Here is an 18,167-nt window from a genome sequence, read left to right as displayed (position 1 = left end):
TGAAAGTGAACAACAAGGGATATATACTACTGTTAGTACCAGGTAATAATAGTAGTCATCCTTCTTGTGGGAGGAACATACATGCGGGTACCTAAAAAAGAGAGACAACAAGAATTATTACAGACGATCGAGCAAAATCCGTTCATCACGGATGAAGCGCTGGCGACACGATTCCGTGTCAGTATCCAGACGATTCGTCTCGACCGGATGGAATTAAAGATTCCGGAATTACGGGAGCGAATTAAACACGTCGCGACCGAACGGCTGGATGATGTGCGTACGTTGACTGAAAATGAAGTCATTGGTGATATGATTGACCTGAAACTCGATACATCTGCGATCTCGATCCTTGAGATTTTGCCGGAACATGCGTTTAGTCGGAACGCGATCGCCCGCGGACATATTTTGTTCGCGCAGGCAAACTCGCTTGCGATTGCGCTCATCGACGATGAACTCGCGTTGACGACACGTGCGAACGTCCAGTTCACACGCTCCGTTCACGTCGGAGAACGCGTCGTTGCAAAGGCATTCGTCAGTTCCCATCGTCAAGATGGTCGTTCTGACATCACAGTGGAGAGTTATGTCGGTGAAGAATGTGTCTTCATCGGTGAGTTCACGGTGTATCGAAGTAGTAAGGAGGAATCGAAATGATTTTAGCAGTTGACGCTATGGGGGGCGACCACGCACCCCGTGCCATCGTAGAAGGAGTCGTTGCCTATTTGGCAGAACGCCCAAACGAAAACATCGATATCCGACTAGTCGGAGATGAGTTGAAATTACGCTCATACACAATCGAGGATCCGCGCGTGACGATCGTCCACGCGGCATCCGTCATCACCGGAGAAGATGAACCGGTACGTGCGATTCGCCGCAAGAAAGATAGCTCACTCGTTGTGGCTGCAAACCTGGTGAAATCAGGAGAGGCAGATGCCTTGATTTCAGCAGGCAACACGGGAGCGCTCATGACTGCCGGATTGTTCGTCATCGGTCGAATCGAAGGAGTTGACCGTCCTGCACTGGCCCCGACTTTCCCGACACGTAATGGGAAAGGTGTCGTCATCTTAGATGTTGGCGCCAACCCGGATGCGAAGGCAGAGCATCTGCTCGATTATGCCATCATGGGGTCTGTCTACGCAGAACAAGTTCGCGGCATCACACGTCCAAAAGTCGGACTCCTGAATATCGGATCAGAAGCCGGTAAAGGGAATGCACTGACGAAGGAAACGTATCCGCTACTTGAGACAGCACCGATTCATTTCGTTGGGAACGTCGAGGCGAGAGAAGCGATGAGCGGTGACGTCGATGTCATCGTCACGGAAGGTTTTGCCGGCAATACGTTACTTAAGAGTACAGAAGGGGCTGCCAGTATGATCATGGGTGTCATGAAAGAACAATTCATGAGCTCTTGGACATCAAAGCTAGCCGCTCTCGTACTAAAACCGAAGTTGAAAAAAATGAAGCAGTTGCTCGCTTATGAAGAATATGGCGGTGCCGGACTATTCGGCATAGCGGCTCCGGTCATTAAGGCGCATGGTTCAAGTAATGCCTACGCATTCAGCCGAGCGCTCGTTCAAGCAGAAAAGATGGTCGAACAAGAAGTCGTTGCCAAAATCGTTCAAGCGAAGGCAACAGAAGCACGTTAAGAAGGAGTGAGACGAGATGGGGAAAACAGTTTGGATGTTTCCGGGACAAGGGTCACAAACCCCTGGAATGGGACAGACGCTCATCACGCAAGACGAGACACGCCAAGCACTCGCTGACCTCGGAACGCGAATTGGTCTGGATCTGACGACGCTGATGACGACAGGGACGAAGGATGAATTGAAAGCGACGGACATCGCTCAACCAGCCATCGTCGCACACAGTGCATTACTCGCACAGCAGTACGCAGCACAAGGACATACACCTGATTTCGTACTCGGACACAGTGTTGGAGAATATAGTGCGCTCGTCGCAGCTTCTGTCATCACACCGTCTGAAGCCGTCTATCTCGTCCGAGAACGCGGAAAACTCATGAATCAAGTCACGGGTGGAACGATGGCGGCGGTCATCGGCATGAATGATGTCGAGGCAGCCCATCACGCGGTCGAATCGATTGCGGCAACGGGAGAAATCGTTCAAATCGCCAACTACAACTGTCCTGGGCAATTCGTCATCTCTGGACAAATCGCAGCGGTCGAATCCGCTACAGCGAAGTTAAAAGAGCTCGGAGCAAAACGTGTCTTACCGCTTGATGTCTCAGGTGCGTTCCATTCGTCACTCATGACACCATTCGCACCACGATTCGAAGACATTCTCGTCTCGTCACCGTTTGAAGCGGCGAAGACGAAATTCATCTCGAACGTCGACAGTGCGTTCCATGATCAACCAGACGAATTGATTCGTTTGCTCGTTCAGCAGCTCTATTCACCGGTTCGATTCGAATCATGCGTCGAGCGTCTGATCGAAGAAGGTGCGGATACATTCATCGAGTTCGGTCCATCATCTCCGTTGAGCGGTCTCGTGAAACGAATCAAAAAAGATGCAAAGATCATCAGCATCACGACACTTGAGCAATTGGAAGCGGAGGGAATTCGTTGAGTAAAGTAGCACTCGTCACTGGCGCGTCACGCGGCATCGGAGCTGCCATCGCGAAGCGATTGGCAACAGATGGTTTCCGTGTCGTCGTCAACTATGCAGGAAGCACGGACAAGGCGGAAGCTGTCGTCCGTGAAATCAAGGAAGCAGGCGGTGAGGCACTCGCGATTCAAGCGAATGTCGCTGAAGCGGATGCTGTCAAACAGATGATCAAACAGACGATCGACACATTCGGTCAACTGGATTGTGTCGTCAATAATGCCGGCATCACGCGTGATGGTTTGCTGATGCGCATGAAGGAAGCAGATTTCGATGCTGTCATCGATACGAACCTGAAAGGGGCGTTTCTCGTCACGCAAGCCGCGACACGTCCGTTGTTAAAAACAAGCGGTCGTATCATCAACATCGCATCAGTCGTCGGTATTTCCGGAAATCCAGGGCAAGCGAACTATGTCGCAGCGAAAGCGGGTCTGATCGGGTTGACGAAATCCGTCGCACGTGAACTCGCTAGTAAAGGCGTCACAGTCAATGCCATCTGTCCAGGATTCATCGAGACGGACATGACGGACGAATTGACAGAAGAACAGCGGAACCTGTCACTCGGGCAAATTCCGTTGAAACGCTTCGGTCAAACCGACGATATTGCTTCACTTGTCAGTTTCATCGCTTCAGATGAAGCGCGATACATCACAGGACAAACTCTTGCCGTCGATGGCGGCATGACGATGTAACACAACTAACGGTAGTACTTTGCCAAATCGGCAATCATCTTATATACTCAACTCATGGAGGGATTTTAAAATGACAAAAGAACAAATCTTAGTAGACGTACAAGAAGCAATCGCAGAAAAATTAGGAAAAGAACAAAGTGAAATCACACTTGATAAATCGTTCAAAGATGACCTCGGTGCTGACTCTCTCGAAGTCATGGAACTCGTCATGGACTTAGAAGACAAGTTCGAAATCACGATCGAAGATGAGCAAGCAGAAAACTTGAAGACTGTCGGCGATGTCGTCAACTACATCGAAACACAAGTCTGATCATTGAAGCTGACCCACCGCAATTTGCGGTGGGCTTTAGCTGTTTAGGAGGAACTATGACGAATCAAAAAGGACATCGTGTCCGAAAAGGACCCTATGTAAAACGACGCAAGGATGCTCGGACGCTCGCTCAAATCGAGCAGAAATTCGAAGCGTTACAAGAGCGCCTGAATATCACGTTTTCTAATGTCGAGCTATTAAAACAAGCCTTCACGCACTCTTCGTTCGTCAATGAACAACGCGAGTCTGAAGGGGATAACGAACGCCTAGAATTTTTAGGGGACGCGGTCTTAGAGTTGACGGTGTCACGCTATCTATTCGAACACTACCCGGAACGTTCCGAGGGGGAATTAACGAAATTGCGAGCGGCAATCGTCTGTGAACCGTCACTCGTCCAATTTGCGAATCACTATCAGTTTTCCGATATGATTCTGTTAGGTAAGGGGGAAGAACTGACCGGTGGTCGGAATCGTCCAGCCTTACTTGCGGATGTCTTCGAATCCTTCATTGGCGCCTTGTATCTTGACCAAGGCATCGAAGCAGCCGAACGATTCCTCGCCGAAGCGGTTTTTCCGAAAGTGGCGACAGGCTTTTTTGAAGAACAGACAGATTTCAAGAGTCAATTACAGGAAGCGATTCAACGTGTCGGCTTAGGTGTCATCGAGTATGAAATCATCGAGGAGCGCGGTCCGGCGCATAGTCGGGAATTCATCTCGCGTGTCCAAGTCGCGGATGAGCTAGAAGGGATCGGGACAGGCCGATCGAAAAAAGAGGCAGAACAACAAGCGGCAAAACAAGCCTTACTTGAATTAAAGAAACAGTTTTAAGCAACAAAAGGCCGACCATCTCTCGAATGCGTGAGAGATGATCGGCCTTTATCGTGTGAAGTTCGCTTGATTAGACAGTTTTGAGGGATTTCAGTTCGTCGACGATCGCATCGACCTCTGCCAGTGATAACGAGTCGCGCATCATGACGAACTCATAAATCTCTTTTAAGTCCTCGTTTTTTGAGCCGTCGAACTGTTCTGCTTTAATGACCCCTTTGTTGATGATGTTCAATTTATCTAAGATTGCTTCAATCATTTGTTCAATCGTCATCGTGTTATTCGCTCCTCTTCTTCTTGTTTCGCGTGATACTACCTTAAAACCTATCATGTTGCTAGCGTTTCGGCTATGGTAAACTGAAAGAAATTCAAAAGAAATTTAAACATACGGGTGATCAAGATGTACTTAAAACGAATTGAAATCAATGGCTTCAAATCATTTGCCAGTCGAACTGAATTAGAATTTCTTCCGGGTGTCACGGCAGTCGTCGGACCGAACGGAAGTGGGAAATCAAATATATCGGACGCTGTCCGTTGGGTGCTCGGAGAACAATCTGCGAAGTCACTGCGCGGGGCGAAGATGGAAGACGTCATTTTTGCCGGCAGTCTGTCTGAACACCGGAAACAATTTGCCGAGGTGACGCTCGTCTTAGACAACGAGTCGGGAACGGTTGCGTTGCCGTATCAGGAAATCAGTGTCACGCGGCGTGTCAGCCGCAACGGAGACAGCGATTATTTTTTAAATAAAAAACCATGTCGCCTGAAGGATGTCCTTGATCTGTTCATGGACACAGGCTTGTCGCGTGATGCTTTTGCGATCATCGGACAAGGGCGAGTTGAACAAGTCATCTCCGGAAAACCGGAAGAACGTCGTGCTGTCATTGAGGAAGCAGCAGGCGTCTTGAAGTATCGTCATCGCAAGAAGCAAGCCGAGCGGAAATTAAGTGATACGGAAGCGAATCTATCGCGTGTCGATGATATTTTATATGAACTTGGCGGACGAATCGAGCCGTTACGTGAACAAGCGGCGCTCGCGAAGGAGTATCTTGTCGCTCGAGAACGGCATGATGTCCTCGAGCGTGGTATCTTGGCGCATGAAATCACGACGTATCAGACGGAGCTCGAAACACTAGCGCGTGACATCGCACAATGTGAAGAACGCCTTGCGTCTCAAAAGACGACTTACGAAGAGACCGTCGTGTCCCGAGAAAATCAAGAATTGACGCTCGAAGAAGAACGACAACAAGAAAACGCGTTGCAGGAGCAACTTCGATATGTCTCGACGCGACTTGTTGAGATCCAAGGTGCCCTTAACTTAGCGAAAGAGCGTGAAAAACACGGGACCGAGACGAAAGAGCGACTCGAACAAGAGGTTGCCGTCGTCGAAGAACGCGTTAAGGAACTGGAACTGGAACTGACCGCTTTACAGGAACGCCAAGCAGAAGTCGATCAGGAAGCAAAGCGGATCACGGCTGAGCGAGAACGAGCCGATCAAGCGCTGACACAAACCGATCGTGATTTTGATAAGGAAGCCGAAGTATTACGTTCGGAAGCCTTTGAAGTGGCGAGTCGATTAGCTGCGACGAATAATGCCTATAATCGGGCGAAGCAAGATCTCATGCAGGCAGAAGAACAACAACGTTCATTTACGGCGGACAGCGGTACGAAACAATCGACGCGTCGTCAACTCGAGGAAGACGTCGCTCGACTAGAGGCGGATGTCGCTTCGATCCGGACGAAGTTGGACCAAGCAACGGAAGAAGAGACGACGGCACTTGCAGCACGAAATGAACAACAACATGCGTTACGACAAGTCGAACAGTCCGTTGCGGATTTAGAGCGACGTCGGCATAAGACGGAAGACCGGATTGAATTCCTTGAATCCGTCAAAGCCGACTATAGCGGTTATTTCGGTGCCGTGAAGACGATTTTAAAACAACGAGATCAGCACCCAGGTATTTACGGAGCGGTCGCGGAGTTGATTTCGGTTCCGGCGCGGTTTGAAGCGGCAATCGAGACAGCGCTTGGTGGGGCAATGCAAAACATCGTCGTTGATACCGATGCGACAGGACGTCGTCTGATCCAGGAGCTTCGGCGGTTAAATGCCGGTCGAGCGACGTTCATGCCGCTCGCCTCACTCCAAGTACGCGAAGTCAATCGTTCAGTACGAGAACAAGTCGGTGGAATGTCTGGGTTCGTCGGGATCGCAAGTGATCTCGTGACGACAGACGAGACGTTGACGAAATTAAAGATGAACTTGCTCGGTACGACACTCGTCGTCGAGTCACTTGAACAGGCGAACCAAATCGCCCGTTCGACAGGACATCGCTATCGTCTCGTCACGCTCGAAGGAGATGTCGTCAACGTCGGCGGTACGATGACCGGCGGAAGTCGGAAAAAAGGTACACCACTGTTCAGTCAATCGCGCGAACTTGACGAGTTAAAAGAGGGACTGACGCGCGGACAAGCGGTCATTCGGGAGCAGATGCGCCGCTTGGAAGATCTGAGAGCGGCGATCCAGACTCTTGATGCTACTGCTCGGACGCGGACAGAAACGATTCAAGCATTACAAGGACAACTCGAACAATCGCGCGATACGTTAGCAGATGCGAACCGTCATCTTGCTGTCATGACGTCTGAATTATCAGTTGAAGATCGACAGATGGCACGTGTACTCGAACAAGAACAGGAAGCACGTCGGATCATCGAGACGTCGGAAGTCGATATCGCAAAATGGACGGAGCGTCAAACGGAGCTCAGACAAGCCTTAGATCGTCTCAAGGATGCGCAAGCCCGTGGTGCCGTCACGATGGACGAACTGAAGAAGGAACAAGCAGAAGCAGTTCTCGAAGAGCGGACGATTCAAATGAAACAAGCGCAGCTTACGCAAGAGATCGAACGCCTGACGGAACAGGTCAGTCACGCGAAGCTTGAACGTGGTCATAAACGCCGTGACTTGCGTCATGTCCTCGAAGGATTCGACGAAGCGAAAATCGATGCCTTGCACGCGGAACAGCGCGAACAGGAACAGGAACAACAACAGGTCGAGACCGAACTCGTCGCGATCGGGCAACGGATTCAAGTACAAGCAGAATCCCTGCGCTTGATCCGGATCCGCGAAGCGAAGACGAAGGACGATCAACAAACGACGAAACAGGCACTCGAGCAGCTACGACTCTCGCAAGGGAAAACGAGCACGCGTCTTGAGACAAGACAAGAAATGCTGGAAGAGATGGGATTACTGCTCGAACTGATTGCACCACTTGATTTATCGTATGAAGAGGCAAAAGAGGAAATTCATCTGCTCAAACGCCAACTCGAAGAAATCGGCATCGTCAACATCGGTGCGATTGAGGAATTCGCAGAGGTCGATGAACGGTTTACGTTCCTATCCGCGCAACGGGATGATCTCGTCGCTGCTAAAACCGATCTCTATGGCGTCATCGAAGAGATGGACCGAGAAGTCATTCGATTGTTCCGTCAAACGTATGATGCTGTCCGAGAACACTTCCGGGAAACATTCCGCGAGTTATTCGGGGGCGGTGAAGCCGATCTAGTCCTCGTTGACCCGAGTGATCTGTTGACGAGTGGAATTGATATCGTTGCCAAACCGCCTGGTAAGAAGCTGCAGAATTTGTCGCTCTTGTCCGGTGGAGAGCGTGCTTTGACAGCAATCGCCTTATTATTTGCGATTCTAAAGACACGTCCTGTCCCGTTCTGTGTCCTCGATGAGGTCGAGGCGGCGCTTGACGAAGCGAACGTCGCGCGATTCGGCGAGTTCGTCCATCAGCTAGCACGCGAGACACAGTTCGTCATCATCACCCATCGGAAAGGAACGATGGAGGCGGCAGATGTCCTTTACGGCGTCACGATGCAGCAAAACGGGATATCTGAAGTGTTATCCGTTAAACTAGAAGAGGCACGACGTACATTAAGTGAAGAACCAAAGGAGATTAAACGATGAGTTTCTTTAAAAAACTGAAAGACCGCTTGACGACTTCGACACAAGAAGTCACGACTAAATTTACGGAAGGCTTGACGAAGACACGCGACGGTTTAGCGAGTGCCGTCAATGATCTCGTCTACCGCTTCCGTGAAGTCGATGAAGACTTTTTCGAAGAGTTAGAAGAAGTGTTGATCCAAGCAGACGTCGGTGTGACGACGACGATGGATTTGGTCGAAGAATTAAAGACAGAAGTCAAACGACGTAACGTCAAGGATCCAAAACAAGTCCGGGATGTCCTCGTTGAAGTCGTCGCGAACATGTTAGTCGAAGAAGAAGAGACAGCCCTTGATCTTGATCATGAGCTGAATGTCATTCTCTTCGTTGGTGTCAACGGGGTCGGTAAGACGACAACGATCGGGAAACTTGCGAACCGATTAAAACAAGAAGGTAAGAGCGTCATGTTAGCAGCGGGAGATACGTTCCGGGCTGGTGCGATCGATCAACTGCAAGTCTGGGGCGAACGCTCCGGTGTACCGGTCATCCGCCAAGGCGAAGGCTCCGATCCGGCTGCTGTCGTTTATGACGCCGTCCAAGCAGCGAAAGCACGTAAGGTCGACGTCCTGATTTGTGATACGGCGGGACGCCTACAAAACAAGGTCAATTTGATGAACGAGCTCGAAAAGGTCAAACGCGTCATTGAACGTGAGATTCCAGGCGCACCCCATGAAGTGTTACTAGCACTTGACGCAACAACAGGACAAAACGCGATGGTGCAGGCAAAAGCCTTCAAACAAGCGACGAACGTTAGCGGAATCGTTTTAACGAAACTTGACGGCACAGCAAAAGGTGGGATTGTTCTTGCGATCAAGAACGAGCTGAATCTACCGGTGAAGTTCGTGGGTCTCGGTGAAAAAATCGATGATTTACAACCATTTGACGCAGAACAATTCGTATATGGACTGTTCGGCGATGTCTTTGAAGAAAAAGAAAACGTCGACACGGAAGAAAGCGCGGAATAAGCGACGTTTCATGTAAAGAAAAAAACTTGACAACACACTGTGAGGGCTGTACTATACTATCTGTAAAGGAATTTCACTTAACATTGCGGAGGTGCTCGAATGACACTTGATAAAACGAACCGGATGAATTATCTGATTGACTTTTATCAGGAGCTTTTGACGCCAAAACAACGGAATTACATGTCACTCTATTACTTAGATGACTTTTCCTTAGGTGAGATCGCCGATGAGTTTGAAGTCAGCCGACAAGCAGTCTACGACAACATAAAACGCACGGAAGCCATGCTCGAGCAGTATGAAGAACGACTATCGCTGTTCAAGAAACACGAACGGCGAAAGCAGTTACTCGATCAGCTGAAGCAATGCGACCTTCCGGGTGAAGCCCTAGTGATCATTGAGACATTGGAGCAATTAGAGTAGGAGGCATTCTTAATGGCATTCGAAGGATTATCGGAACGGCTTCAAGCCAGTCTCGCTAAAATGCGAGGTAAAGGTAAGATTTCTGAAGCAGACGTCAAAGAGATGATGCGCGAAGTTCGCTTAGCGCTACTCGAAGCCGACGTCAACTTCAAGGTCGTCAAACAATTCGTAAATGATGTAAAGGAACGCGCCGTCGGTCAGGATGTCATGACGTCATTGACGCCAGGGCAACAAGTCGTCAAAATCGTCCATGACGAATTGACGAATCTGATGGGTGCAGAAGTGTCACCGTTGACGCTTGCGAACCGTCCTCCGACCGTCATCATGATGACGGGTCTGCAAGGGGCAGGTAAAACAACGACAACGGGTAAACTTGCCAATCATTTACGTAAAAAACATAATCGTAGTCCTTTGCTTGTTGCGGCGGATATTTATCGTCCGGCAGCAATCAAACAATTAGAGACACTTGGTAAACAATTGGAGTTACCGGTCTTCTCGATGGGAGATCAGGTTAGTCCACAAGAAATCGTTACCGGTGCACTCGATTATGCAAAAGAGCATCATCACGATATCGTGTTGATCGATACGGCAGGTCGCTTACACGTCGATGAGGAACTGATGCAGGAACTCGTTGATGTCAAGGAGATCGCCAAACCGCATGAAATCTTCCTTGTCGTCGATTCGATGACGGGTCAGGATGCCGTCAACGTCGCAGAGAGCTTCAACGAGAAGCTTGGCGTAACGGGAGTCGTTCTGACGAAGCTCGACGGAGATACGCGAGGTGGTGCAGCACTCTCCATCAAGGCAGTCACCGGAGCACCGATTAAGTTCGTCGGTCTTGGAGAGAAGCTCGATGCCATCGAACCATTCTATCCCGAGCGGATGGCGTCTCGGATTCTAGGCATGGGAGACATGCTGACACTGATTGAAAAAGCAGAGTCACAAATGGACGCTACGCGTGCCAAAGAGTTAGAAAGCAAAATGCGCGATGCATCGTTTACATTCGATGATTTCATCGAGCAGTTGCAGCAAGTGAAACAGATGGGTCCACTCGACGAATTGTTGGGAATGATCCCTGGGGCAGGTAAAGGGAAGATGAAGGGGTTGAAAAACGCCCAAATCGATGAGAAGCAACTCGTGTATGTCGAAGCGATCATCCAATCGATGACAAAACGAGAGCGGACTGAACCTGAAATCTTGAATGCGAGCCGTCGGAAGCGGATTGCCCGCGGTAGCGGACGCAGTATCCAAGAAGTCAACCGCCTCATTAAACAGTTCGAAGACATGCGGAAAATGATGAAACAATTTTCCGGACAGATGGGCAAAGGGAAAAAGAAAGGCTTTGGCCTTCCATTCTTTTAAAAGTCTTTTCTCTTTTGCTGTAACGTTGTATACTAATGAAGTTGTCAATTTGACTAAACGAAAAAATCATTTATTATTTGGAGGGACTTACGAATGGCAGTTAAAATTCGTCTTAAGCGCATGGGCGCAAAAAAATCACCTTTCTACCGTGTGGTAGTAGCAGACTCACGTGCACCACGTGATGGTCGTTTCATCGAGCAAATCGGATACTACAATCCAGTTGCTAAACCAGAAGCAGAAGTTAAAATCAACGAAGAGCTAGCTCTTAAATGGCTCTCTGAAGGTGCTAAACCTTCGGACACAGTTCGTAACCTCTTCTCACAAGCTGGTATCATGGAGAAATTCCACAACGCGAAACTCGCGAAGTAAGACGTTAGGAGGTGAGCGAAAGCTTACCTCCTTTTTTTAATTCAAGAAAGGAAGTGAAACGAATGGAATGGTTGGAAATTGCGAAAATCGCCAACACGCACGGTCTAAAAGGGGAATTGAAGTTACTCGCAAGCACGGATTTCCCGGAAGAACGCTTTAAGGTCGGAAAAGAAGTCTTTCTCGGCTCTGAAGGCACGTATACACCGGTAACGATCAGTGGCTACCGAAAGCATAAACAATTCATCATGGTGACGTTCAAAGGCATGCATCATATCAATGACGTCGAGAAGTACAAAGGATTGAAACTCTATGTCCACGCAGAAGACTTACAGGACTTAGACGAGCATGAATTTTACTATCATGAGATCATCGGTTGTACGGTTTATGACGGTGAGACGAAAATCGGAGTCGTATCCGACATTCTCGAAACGGGCGCAAATGACGTCTGGACGATCAAACGTGACGGAAAAAAAGATGTCCTGATCCCGTATATCGAGCAAGTCGTCGCTTCCGTCGACGTCGAACAGAAACGTATTCAGATCACGCCGCTTCCGGGACTGATCGAGGAATGAACATCCGTGTATTGACGCTGTTTCCAGAGATGTTTTCAGCGCTTGATCATTCGATCGTCAAGCGAGCGCAAGACGATCAACACGTCATACTCGAAACCATCAATTTTCGAGACTTTTCAACGAATCGACATGGTAAGGTCGATGATTATCCGTATGGCGGAGGAGCCGGCATGCTGTTGACACCTCAACCCGTCTTCGATGCGATGGCAAGTCTACCGGAACGAAAACGACGAATCATCGTCATGACACCGACCGGTAAACGGTTTTCGCAACGAATGGCGGAAGAGTGGGCAAACGAAGAAGAACTCGTCTTCTTATGTGGCCACTATGAAGGGTTTGATCAGCGAATCCATGATCAGTTGGTGACGGATGAGGTCTCGCTCGGAGACTTCGTCTTGACGGGAGGAGAACTCGCTGCGATGACGATGATCGACGCCGTCGTTCGCCTCTTACCGGACGTCCTCGGTGCGTCTGCGAGTCACGAAGATGATTCCTTCTCGACGGGACTTCTCGAATACCCGCACTATACACGCCCGGCAGAATATAAAGGGTACCGAGTACCCGATGTCTTGTTATCAGGCAACCATGCCCGGATTGAAAAATGGCGACGGGAACAGTCGCTGAAGCGGACATATGAGCGGCGCCCTGATCTTCTCGTGGATGCATCGTTAACGGATGAAGATCAACGTTATTTAGACTCGATTTCAGGATTGTCAAACGACTGAATCTATGATAAGTTAAAACATGTGGCAAAAGCCACCCATTAACGATGTTCCGCTGTCGGATGCTTGAAGCATATGAAGATAAGAACATTGGTGAAAAAAGGAGAAATCATTCATGAACACACAACAATTGTTCCGTGAACTTACACAAGAACAAATCAAGTCAGACGTCCCTGCGTTCCGTCCTGGGGATACAGTCCGTGTACACGTTAAAGTCGTCGAGGGTACGCGTGAGCGTATTCAGCTCTTCGAAGGCGTAGTCATCAAACGTCACGGTGGCGGCATCAGTGAAACATTCACAGTCCGTAAAATTTCTTACGGAGTTGGCGTTGAGCGTGCTTTCCCGCTCCACTCACCACGTGTTGCACAAATCGAAGTCGTTCGCTACGGTAAAGTCCGTCGTGCGAAACTTTACTACCTCCGTAACCTTCGCGGTAAAGCGGCGCGTATTAAAGAAATTCGTCGTTAATCATGTGAAAAAGTGGCTTGTCTCCGGACAAGCTTCTTTTTTTTGCAGTTTATGCGTATACTAGTCCTTAGGAAGAAATTGCGTTAATCAAGGGAGTGGAATTCGTGAAGGAGTTATTCAGTTGGGTAAAGGCGCTCGTCGTAGCGCTCGTCATCGCGTTCATCATTCGAACGTTCCTGTTCGTACCCGTCATCGTTGATGGGGAATCGATGATGCCGACCTTACACAATGCGGATCGAATGATCGTCAATAAGGTCCCGTACTATTTTAATGAACCAGAAAGAGGCGATATCGTCGTCTTCCATGCAACGGAAACGCGAGACTACATCAAACGGGTCATCGCTGTTCCGGGAGATACGATGTATTACAAAGACGATACATTGTATGTCAACGATAAGAAGGTCGCCGAACCGTACTTGAAAGAATACAAAGCCCAGATGAGTGGCGTGCCATTGACGGAAGACTTCACGCTTGAAGAGCGAACGGGAGAAACGACCGTTCCGAAAGGGAAAGTATTCGTCATGGGAGACAATCGTCAAAATTCAAAAGATAGTCGTGATATCGGTTTCGTGGATGAAGAACAAATCGTCGGAACGACGAACTTCGTCTTCTATCCATTCAATGATGTACGCTCTGTCGATTAAAACGAAAGAAGATGAGACGCTTGCCGTTAAAAGTAAGCAGCTCATCTTCTTTTCTTGTCTTAAGTTGCGTATACTAGGGAGTGGATGTTTTTTCATGTATCGTATGATCAGCAAGAAGTCCAGGAATATATGAACGAGGTGAAGGATATGACGATTCAATGGTTCCCCGGTCACATGGCCAAAGCACGTCGGGAAGTCACAGAAAAATTAAAGTTGATCGATGTGGTGATCGAACTCGTCGATGCACGTCTTCCGATGTCGAGCCGTAACCCGATGGTCGAACAGATTACGGCAGGTAAGCCGCGACTGATCGTCCTCAATAAGGCAGACATGGCGGATAAACGATTGACAGAACAATGGATGAACGCATTACGAGCAGATGGTGTCGATGTCGTCGCGGTTGACGCGAAGCATAACAAAGGATTGAATCAAATCCATGAAGGTGCGTTACGTTTAATGAAAGAAAAGCATGCGCGGATGCGAGAAAAAGGTCGGAATCCGAGTGCAATCCGTGCCTTGATCATCGGTATTCCAAACGTTGGGAAATCGACGCTCATCAATCGTCTCGCTGGTCGGAACATCGCAATCACCGGTGACCGTCCGGGTGTGACGAAACGCCAGCAATGGATCAAAATGAAGACAGGTGAGATGGAATTACTCGATACACCAGGTATCCTCTGGCCGAAGTTCGACGATCAAGTCGTCGGGTATCGGTTAGCAGCGACAGGAGCGATCAAGGATGATATCTTAAACATCGACGATATCGCGCTATTTGCCCTTCGTGAGCTAAAGACAAGGTATCCGGAGCAATTGCGTGAGCGCTATCGTCTCGACGAAGTATCGGGAGAAGCGGTTGATGTACTCGAAGCAATCGGTAAAAAACGTGGTTTCGTCTCAGGTGGCTATGTCGATTTCGAGCGGACGAGCGAAATGCTCCTGCATGAACTACGAACGGAAAAGCTAGGTCGAGTGACGCTTGAAACGGTTGAAGAGTGGGAAACGCATGCATAACGGACTTGGACATCTTTTGATGTCCAAGTTTTTTTCAAAGGAGCAGGATGTATGAAGATAGCAGAATTAAAAGAACGATTGCAAAAAGCAACATTAGAAGAATTTATTCAGTTAAAGCAGGAACTGGCGTCAGATACGCGAAAAGGGGTGCATACACTGTTTCGTCAGACAGAACGACGATTTGCGCACGAAGAGCAGCAACGGATCGATTTCAAGGAACGACTCGCATTTGAAGACGAGTATCGTCAGCAAGGATACGTTCGAATTGCAGGAGTGGACGAAGTCGGGCGAGGTCCACTAGCTGGTCCGGTCGTCGCAGCAGCGGTCATCTTACCAGACGGATTCTATCATCCAGGACTAACGGATTCAAAACAGATGAGTAAAGTACAGCGGCAAGCGGCACTTAAGCATCTGCAAGAAGTTGCTGAGATTGCGATCGGCATCATCGAACCGGCTGAAATCGACGAAATCAATATCTATCAGGCGTCGAAACGGGCGATGCAAGACGCAGTACACCAATTACGACCGGATGCCTTACTTGTCGATGCGATGACACTCGACGACGATACACCACAACTCTCTCTTATCAAAGGAGATGCGCGAAGTGTCTCCATTGCTGCTGCAAGTGTCGTTGCGAAAGAGACACGAGATGCGATGATGGAACAATACGCAATCGAGTATCCGGGATATGGATTTGAAACACACGCAGGTTACGGAACACCGATACATTTACAAGCGCTCGATACACTGGGCGTCACACCGATTCACCGGAAAACATTCCGTCCTGTCAAAGAACGTCTTTAGGAGGAATCGAGCATGCAAATCGAACATCGTGCCTTACTTCCATTTAAAATCATCGATCATGCGAACCTACCGTTACGGGAAGGAGCAAACATCGTCGGTAAAGTATTGAAGCTGTTGCCGGACGGATTAATGGAACTCCAAGTCGGTCAACGCGTCTTGACGGCAGGGACGACGGCTGAATTAAAAGAAGGGAACATGTATCGCTTTCAAGTCGTTTCAGCAGAGGGACAACCGGTTTTAAAAATCATCTCGACCGAGTCTGTTCCGCAAAAGTCGGCTCTCCCCCAGTTACTCGACTCCTTTTTACAACGCCAGACGGTACCGACTGCGGAAACACGGGAACTCCTAAGGCAAATTGGTCAACCGGTGACGGAAGGAGAAGCGAAGCAGTTAAAACACGCCCTTACCGAACTCGTTCAACTGGCAAAGGGTGACGAGACAGGTCGAACGCTTGATCGAAAGACGAGTGATCAGATTTTAGCGCAACAACTCGTCCAAGCAACGAACGAAGCAGGGAAAGGAGTCTATTTATTTCAATTACCTCAATTTGGACCATTCGAAGATGTTGATCTCATGATGGAAGCACCGTTCGAACGGACGTTTGATCCAAATCATGCCCGCGTCGTCCTATATCTTCAATTACCGACGCTCGGTGAGGTCGCTGTCGACGTCTTGATCGTAGACCGGAATGTTTCGATTTCCGTCTTTCATCCAAATGCGCACGTCAATACGTTCATGCAAGCCTACACACCGCAAATTCAGACTCGTCTTGAGGAACAAGGCTATGCATTGACGCGATTCGATTGGGTCGAACAGACGAAAGAGCGCGTACCGCATGATATCTCAACGCGTAACGGAAGGGTGGATCTTCATATATGAAAAAAGCAATAGCTCTATCATACGAAGAACAGATGCATGCCCCAAAAGTCGTTGCTAAGGGATCGGAACACATCGCAGAACGGATTTTAGAAGAGGCATTAAAACATGATATTCCGATCCGGCAGGACGAAACATTGATGACGTTACTAGATGCTGTTCAAGTATCAGAACAGATTCCGGAAGAATTATACGGTGTCATCGCTGAGTTATTCGCCTTTTTATATCGTCTCGATCAAGATGAACTTCTGAAAAAATAAAGCTTTCGGTCGATAACGATAGACAGCGCTTCCAATTTTAACTACAATGAAAGAGCCGAAACTAAAGGGGTTAAGGGGGATTTTTTCATGAATGTACATGAGTATCAGGCAAAAGAATTACTTCGTTCGTACGGTGTACCCGTACCAAACGGAATCGCAGCCTTCACCGTCGAAGAGGCGGTCGATGCATCAGAACAATTGTCAGGCCCGATCAAAGTCGTCAAAGCTCAAATTCACGCGGGGGGACGCGGTAAAGCAGGTGGCGTCAAGCTTGCGAAATCGCAAGAAGAAGTGAAGGAATATGCGACGGAGTTACTCGGCAAAACGCTCGTCACGCACCAAACAGGTCCAGAAGGAAAAGTCGTTCAACGTCTTCTCGTCGAAGAAGGGTGTGCGATTGACAAAGAATACTATCTTGGAATCGTACTTGATCGTGTGACAGGACGTGTCGTCATCATGGGATCAAGTGAAGGTGGTATGGACATCGAAGAGGTGGCGGAAGCGACACCAGAAAAAATCATCAAAGAAGTCGTCGATCCTGCAGTTGGTCTTCAAGGATTCCAAGCGCGTAAACTTGCGTTTGCAATGGGTGTTCCTGTGAAGCTCGTCAACAAGTTCGTCGGTATGGTCACGAAACTCTATAACTTCTTCGTCGACAAGGATTGTTCGATCGCAGAAATCAACCCACTCGTTACGACGAAGGATGGCGAAGTCCTCGCACTGGATGCGAAGTTGAACTTCGACTCAAATGCATTGTATCGTCATGCGGACATCGTGGCGTTACGTGATGAAACAGAAGAAGATCCACGCGAAGTCGAAGCATCAAAGAGTGATTTGAACTATATCGCGCTCGATGGAAACATCGGTTGCCTCGTCAATGGTGCTGGTCTTGCCATGGCAACGATGGATATCATCAAACACTTCAGTGGTGATCCTGCGAACTTCCTCGATGTCGGTGGTGGTGCGACGAAGGAAAAAGTAACAGAAGCCTTTAAACTGATCTTGTCGGATGAGAACGTCAAAGGGATTTTCGTCAACATCTTCGGTGGAATCATGAAATGTGACGTCATCGCAGAAGGTATCGTTGCGGCGACAAAAGAAGTCGGTCTCGAATTGCCACTCGTCGTTCGTCTTGAAGGGACGAACGTTGATGCAGGGAAACAAATTCTCAAAGATTCAGGTCTAGCGATTACAGCAGCTACATCAATGGCAGACGGCGCAGAAAAAATCGCTGCGCTCGTGAAGTAAGGG

21 protein-coding genes are annotated in these 18,167 nt (G+C 48.8%); 20 read left to right on the top strand and 1 reads right to left on the bottom strand.

What is annotated here, in order from left to right:
* Positions 1-81: 81 nt before the first annotated feature.
* The 6 genes from fapR (at position 82) to rnc (ending at position 4,445) form a co-directional block, all read left to right on the top strand.
* Complete coding sequence (gene fapR / locus KNQ03_RS03855) at positions 82-651, top strand: transcription factor FapR (protein ID WP_023468752.1); 570 nt, start codon at positions 82-84, stop codon at positions 649-651.
* Positions 648-1,643, top strand: coding sequence for a phosphate acyltransferase PlsX (gene plsX, locus KNQ03_RS03850; RefSeq protein WP_050677493.1), 996 nt, complete (start codon positions 648-650; stop codon positions 1,641-1,643). Before fapR ends, plsX begins: the two co-directional genes overlap by 4 nt.
* A gap of 16 nt (positions 1,644-1,659) precedes the next feature.
* Positions 1,660-2,580 carry an ACP S-malonyltransferase gene (gene fabD / locus KNQ03_RS03845; RefSeq protein ID WP_035396761.1) on the top strand — a complete coding sequence of 307 codons (921 nt, stop codon included), beginning with the start codon at positions 1,660-1,662 and terminating at the stop codon, positions 2,578-2,580.
* Entirely contained in the window at positions 2,577-3,308 is a 732-nt protein-coding gene (gene fabG, locus KNQ03_RS03840) for a 3-oxoacyl-[acyl-carrier-protein] reductase (RefSeq protein ID WP_035396763.1), read from the top strand. Before fabD ends, fabG begins: the two co-directional genes overlap by 4 nt.
* Before the next feature lie 70 nt (positions 3,309-3,378).
* Positions 3,379-3,618, top strand: coding sequence for an acyl carrier protein (acpP, locus tag KNQ03_RS03835; protein ID WP_029342095.1), 240 nt, complete (start codon positions 3,379-3,381; stop codon positions 3,616-3,618).
* 56 nt (positions 3,619-3,674) lie between these two features.
* Positions 3,675-4,445 carry a ribonuclease III gene (gene rnc / locus KNQ03_RS03830; RefSeq protein WP_251140234.1) on the top strand — a complete coding sequence of 257 codons (771 nt, stop codon included), beginning with the start codon at positions 3,675-3,677 and terminating at the stop codon, positions 4,443-4,445.
* A 70-nt stretch (positions 4,446-4,515) separates the two neighbouring features.
* On the opposite strand, the gene KNQ03_RS03825 is transcribed toward rnc, so the two are convergent.
* On the bottom strand, positions 4,516-4,716 hold the full coding sequence (locus KNQ03_RS03825; RefSeq protein WP_023468746.1) for a DUF1128 family protein: 201 nt from the start codon (positions 4,714-4,716) through the stop codon (positions 4,516-4,518).
* Between the two features lie 126 nt (positions 4,717-4,842).
* Between KNQ03_RS03825 and smc the strand changes: the two genes are divergently transcribed.
* From smc to sucC, 14 genes are all read left to right on the top strand, one after another.
* Positions 4,843-8,406 (top strand): chromosome segregation protein SMC, encoded by a 3,564-nt coding sequence (smc, locus tag KNQ03_RS03820; protein WP_214724294.1) that lies wholly within the window; start codon positions 4,843-4,845, stop codon positions 8,404-8,406.
* On the top strand, positions 8,403-9,407 hold the full coding sequence (gene ftsY / locus KNQ03_RS03815) for a signal recognition particle-docking protein FtsY (protein WP_023468744.1): 1,005 nt from the start codon (positions 8,403-8,405) through the stop codon (positions 9,405-9,407). Before smc ends, ftsY begins: the two co-directional genes overlap by 4 nt.
* A 99-nt stretch (positions 9,408-9,506) precedes the next feature.
* On the top strand, positions 9,507-9,827 hold the full coding sequence (locus tag KNQ03_RS03810) for a putative DNA-binding protein (RefSeq protein WP_023468743.1): 321 nt from the start codon (positions 9,507-9,509) through the stop codon (positions 9,825-9,827).
* Between the two features lie 12 nt (positions 9,828-9,839).
* A complete protein-coding gene (gene ffh, locus KNQ03_RS03805; RefSeq protein ID WP_023468742.1) occupies positions 9,840-11,189 on the top strand; it encodes a signal recognition particle protein in 1,350 nt (449 codons plus the stop codon).
* Between the two features lie 93 nt (positions 11,190-11,282).
* Entirely contained in the window at positions 11,283-11,558 is a 276-nt protein-coding gene (rpsP, locus tag KNQ03_RS03800) for a 30S ribosomal protein S16 (RefSeq protein WP_023468741.1), read from the top strand.
* A 62-nt stretch (positions 11,559-11,620) separates the two neighbouring features.
* The gene (rimM, locus tag KNQ03_RS03795) at positions 11,621-12,130 is read left to right on the top strand and encodes a ribosome maturation factor RimM (RefSeq protein ID WP_023468740.1); all 510 of its coding nucleotides are present in this window, start codon (positions 11,621-11,623) and stop codon (positions 12,128-12,130) included.
* Entirely contained in the window at positions 12,127-12,855 is a 729-nt protein-coding gene (trmD, locus tag KNQ03_RS03790) for a tRNA (guanosine(37)-N1)-methyltransferase TrmD (RefSeq protein WP_023468739.1), read from the top strand. Before rimM ends, trmD begins: the two co-directional genes overlap by 4 nt.
* A gap of 112 nt (positions 12,856-12,967) precedes the next feature.
* Entirely contained in the window at positions 12,968-13,321 is a 354-nt protein-coding gene (gene rplS / locus KNQ03_RS03785) for a 50S ribosomal protein L19 (RefSeq protein ID WP_023468738.1), read from the top strand.
* A gap of 104 nt (positions 13,322-13,425) precedes the next feature.
* Positions 13,426-13,965 (top strand): signal peptidase I, encoded by a 540-nt coding sequence (gene lepB / locus KNQ03_RS03780; RefSeq protein WP_034786034.1) that lies wholly within the window; start codon positions 13,426-13,428, stop codon positions 13,963-13,965.
* A 147-nt stretch (positions 13,966-14,112) separates the two neighbouring features.
* Positions 14,113-14,976 (top strand): ribosome biogenesis GTPase YlqF, encoded by an 864-nt coding sequence (gene ylqF / locus KNQ03_RS03775; RefSeq protein ID WP_214723623.1) that lies wholly within the window; start codon positions 14,113-14,115, stop codon positions 14,974-14,976.
* 51 nt (positions 14,977-15,027) lie between these two features.
* Entirely contained in the window at positions 15,028-15,780 is a 753-nt protein-coding gene (locus KNQ03_RS03770) for a ribonuclease HII (protein WP_214723621.1), read from the top strand.
* A gap of 12 nt (positions 15,781-15,792) precedes the next feature.
* A complete protein-coding gene (locus tag KNQ03_RS03765) occupies positions 15,793-16,659 on the top strand; it encodes a flagellar hook-length control protein FliK (RefSeq protein WP_214723619.1) in 867 nt (288 codons plus the stop codon).
* The gene (locus KNQ03_RS03760) at positions 16,656-16,916 is read left to right on the top strand and encodes an EscU/YscU/HrcU family type III secretion system export apparatus switch protein (protein ID WP_214723618.1); all 261 of its coding nucleotides are present in this window, start codon (positions 16,656-16,658) and stop codon (positions 16,914-16,916) included. The genes KNQ03_RS03765 and KNQ03_RS03760 overlap by 4 nt, the downstream gene beginning before the upstream one ends.
* A gap of 87 nt (positions 16,917-17,003) precedes the next feature.
* Positions 17,004-18,164, top strand: a complete 1,161-nt coding sequence (gene sucC / locus KNQ03_RS03755) for an ADP-forming succinate--CoA ligase subunit beta (RefSeq protein ID WP_023468732.1) — start codon at positions 17,004-17,006, stop codon at positions 18,162-18,164.
* The last annotated feature ends 3 nt before the right edge of the window (positions 18,165-18,167 follow it).

The sequence above is a fragment of the Exiguobacterium sp. s143 genome (genome assembly GCF_018618895.1).
In the GTDB taxonomy this organism is placed as follows: domain Bacteria; phylum Bacillota; class Bacilli; order Exiguobacteriales; family Exiguobacteriaceae; genus Exiguobacterium_A; species Exiguobacterium_A abrahamii.
The sequence above is the reverse complement of the archived record's forward strand: the minus strand, read 5'-3'. Positions and strand labels throughout refer to the sequence as shown.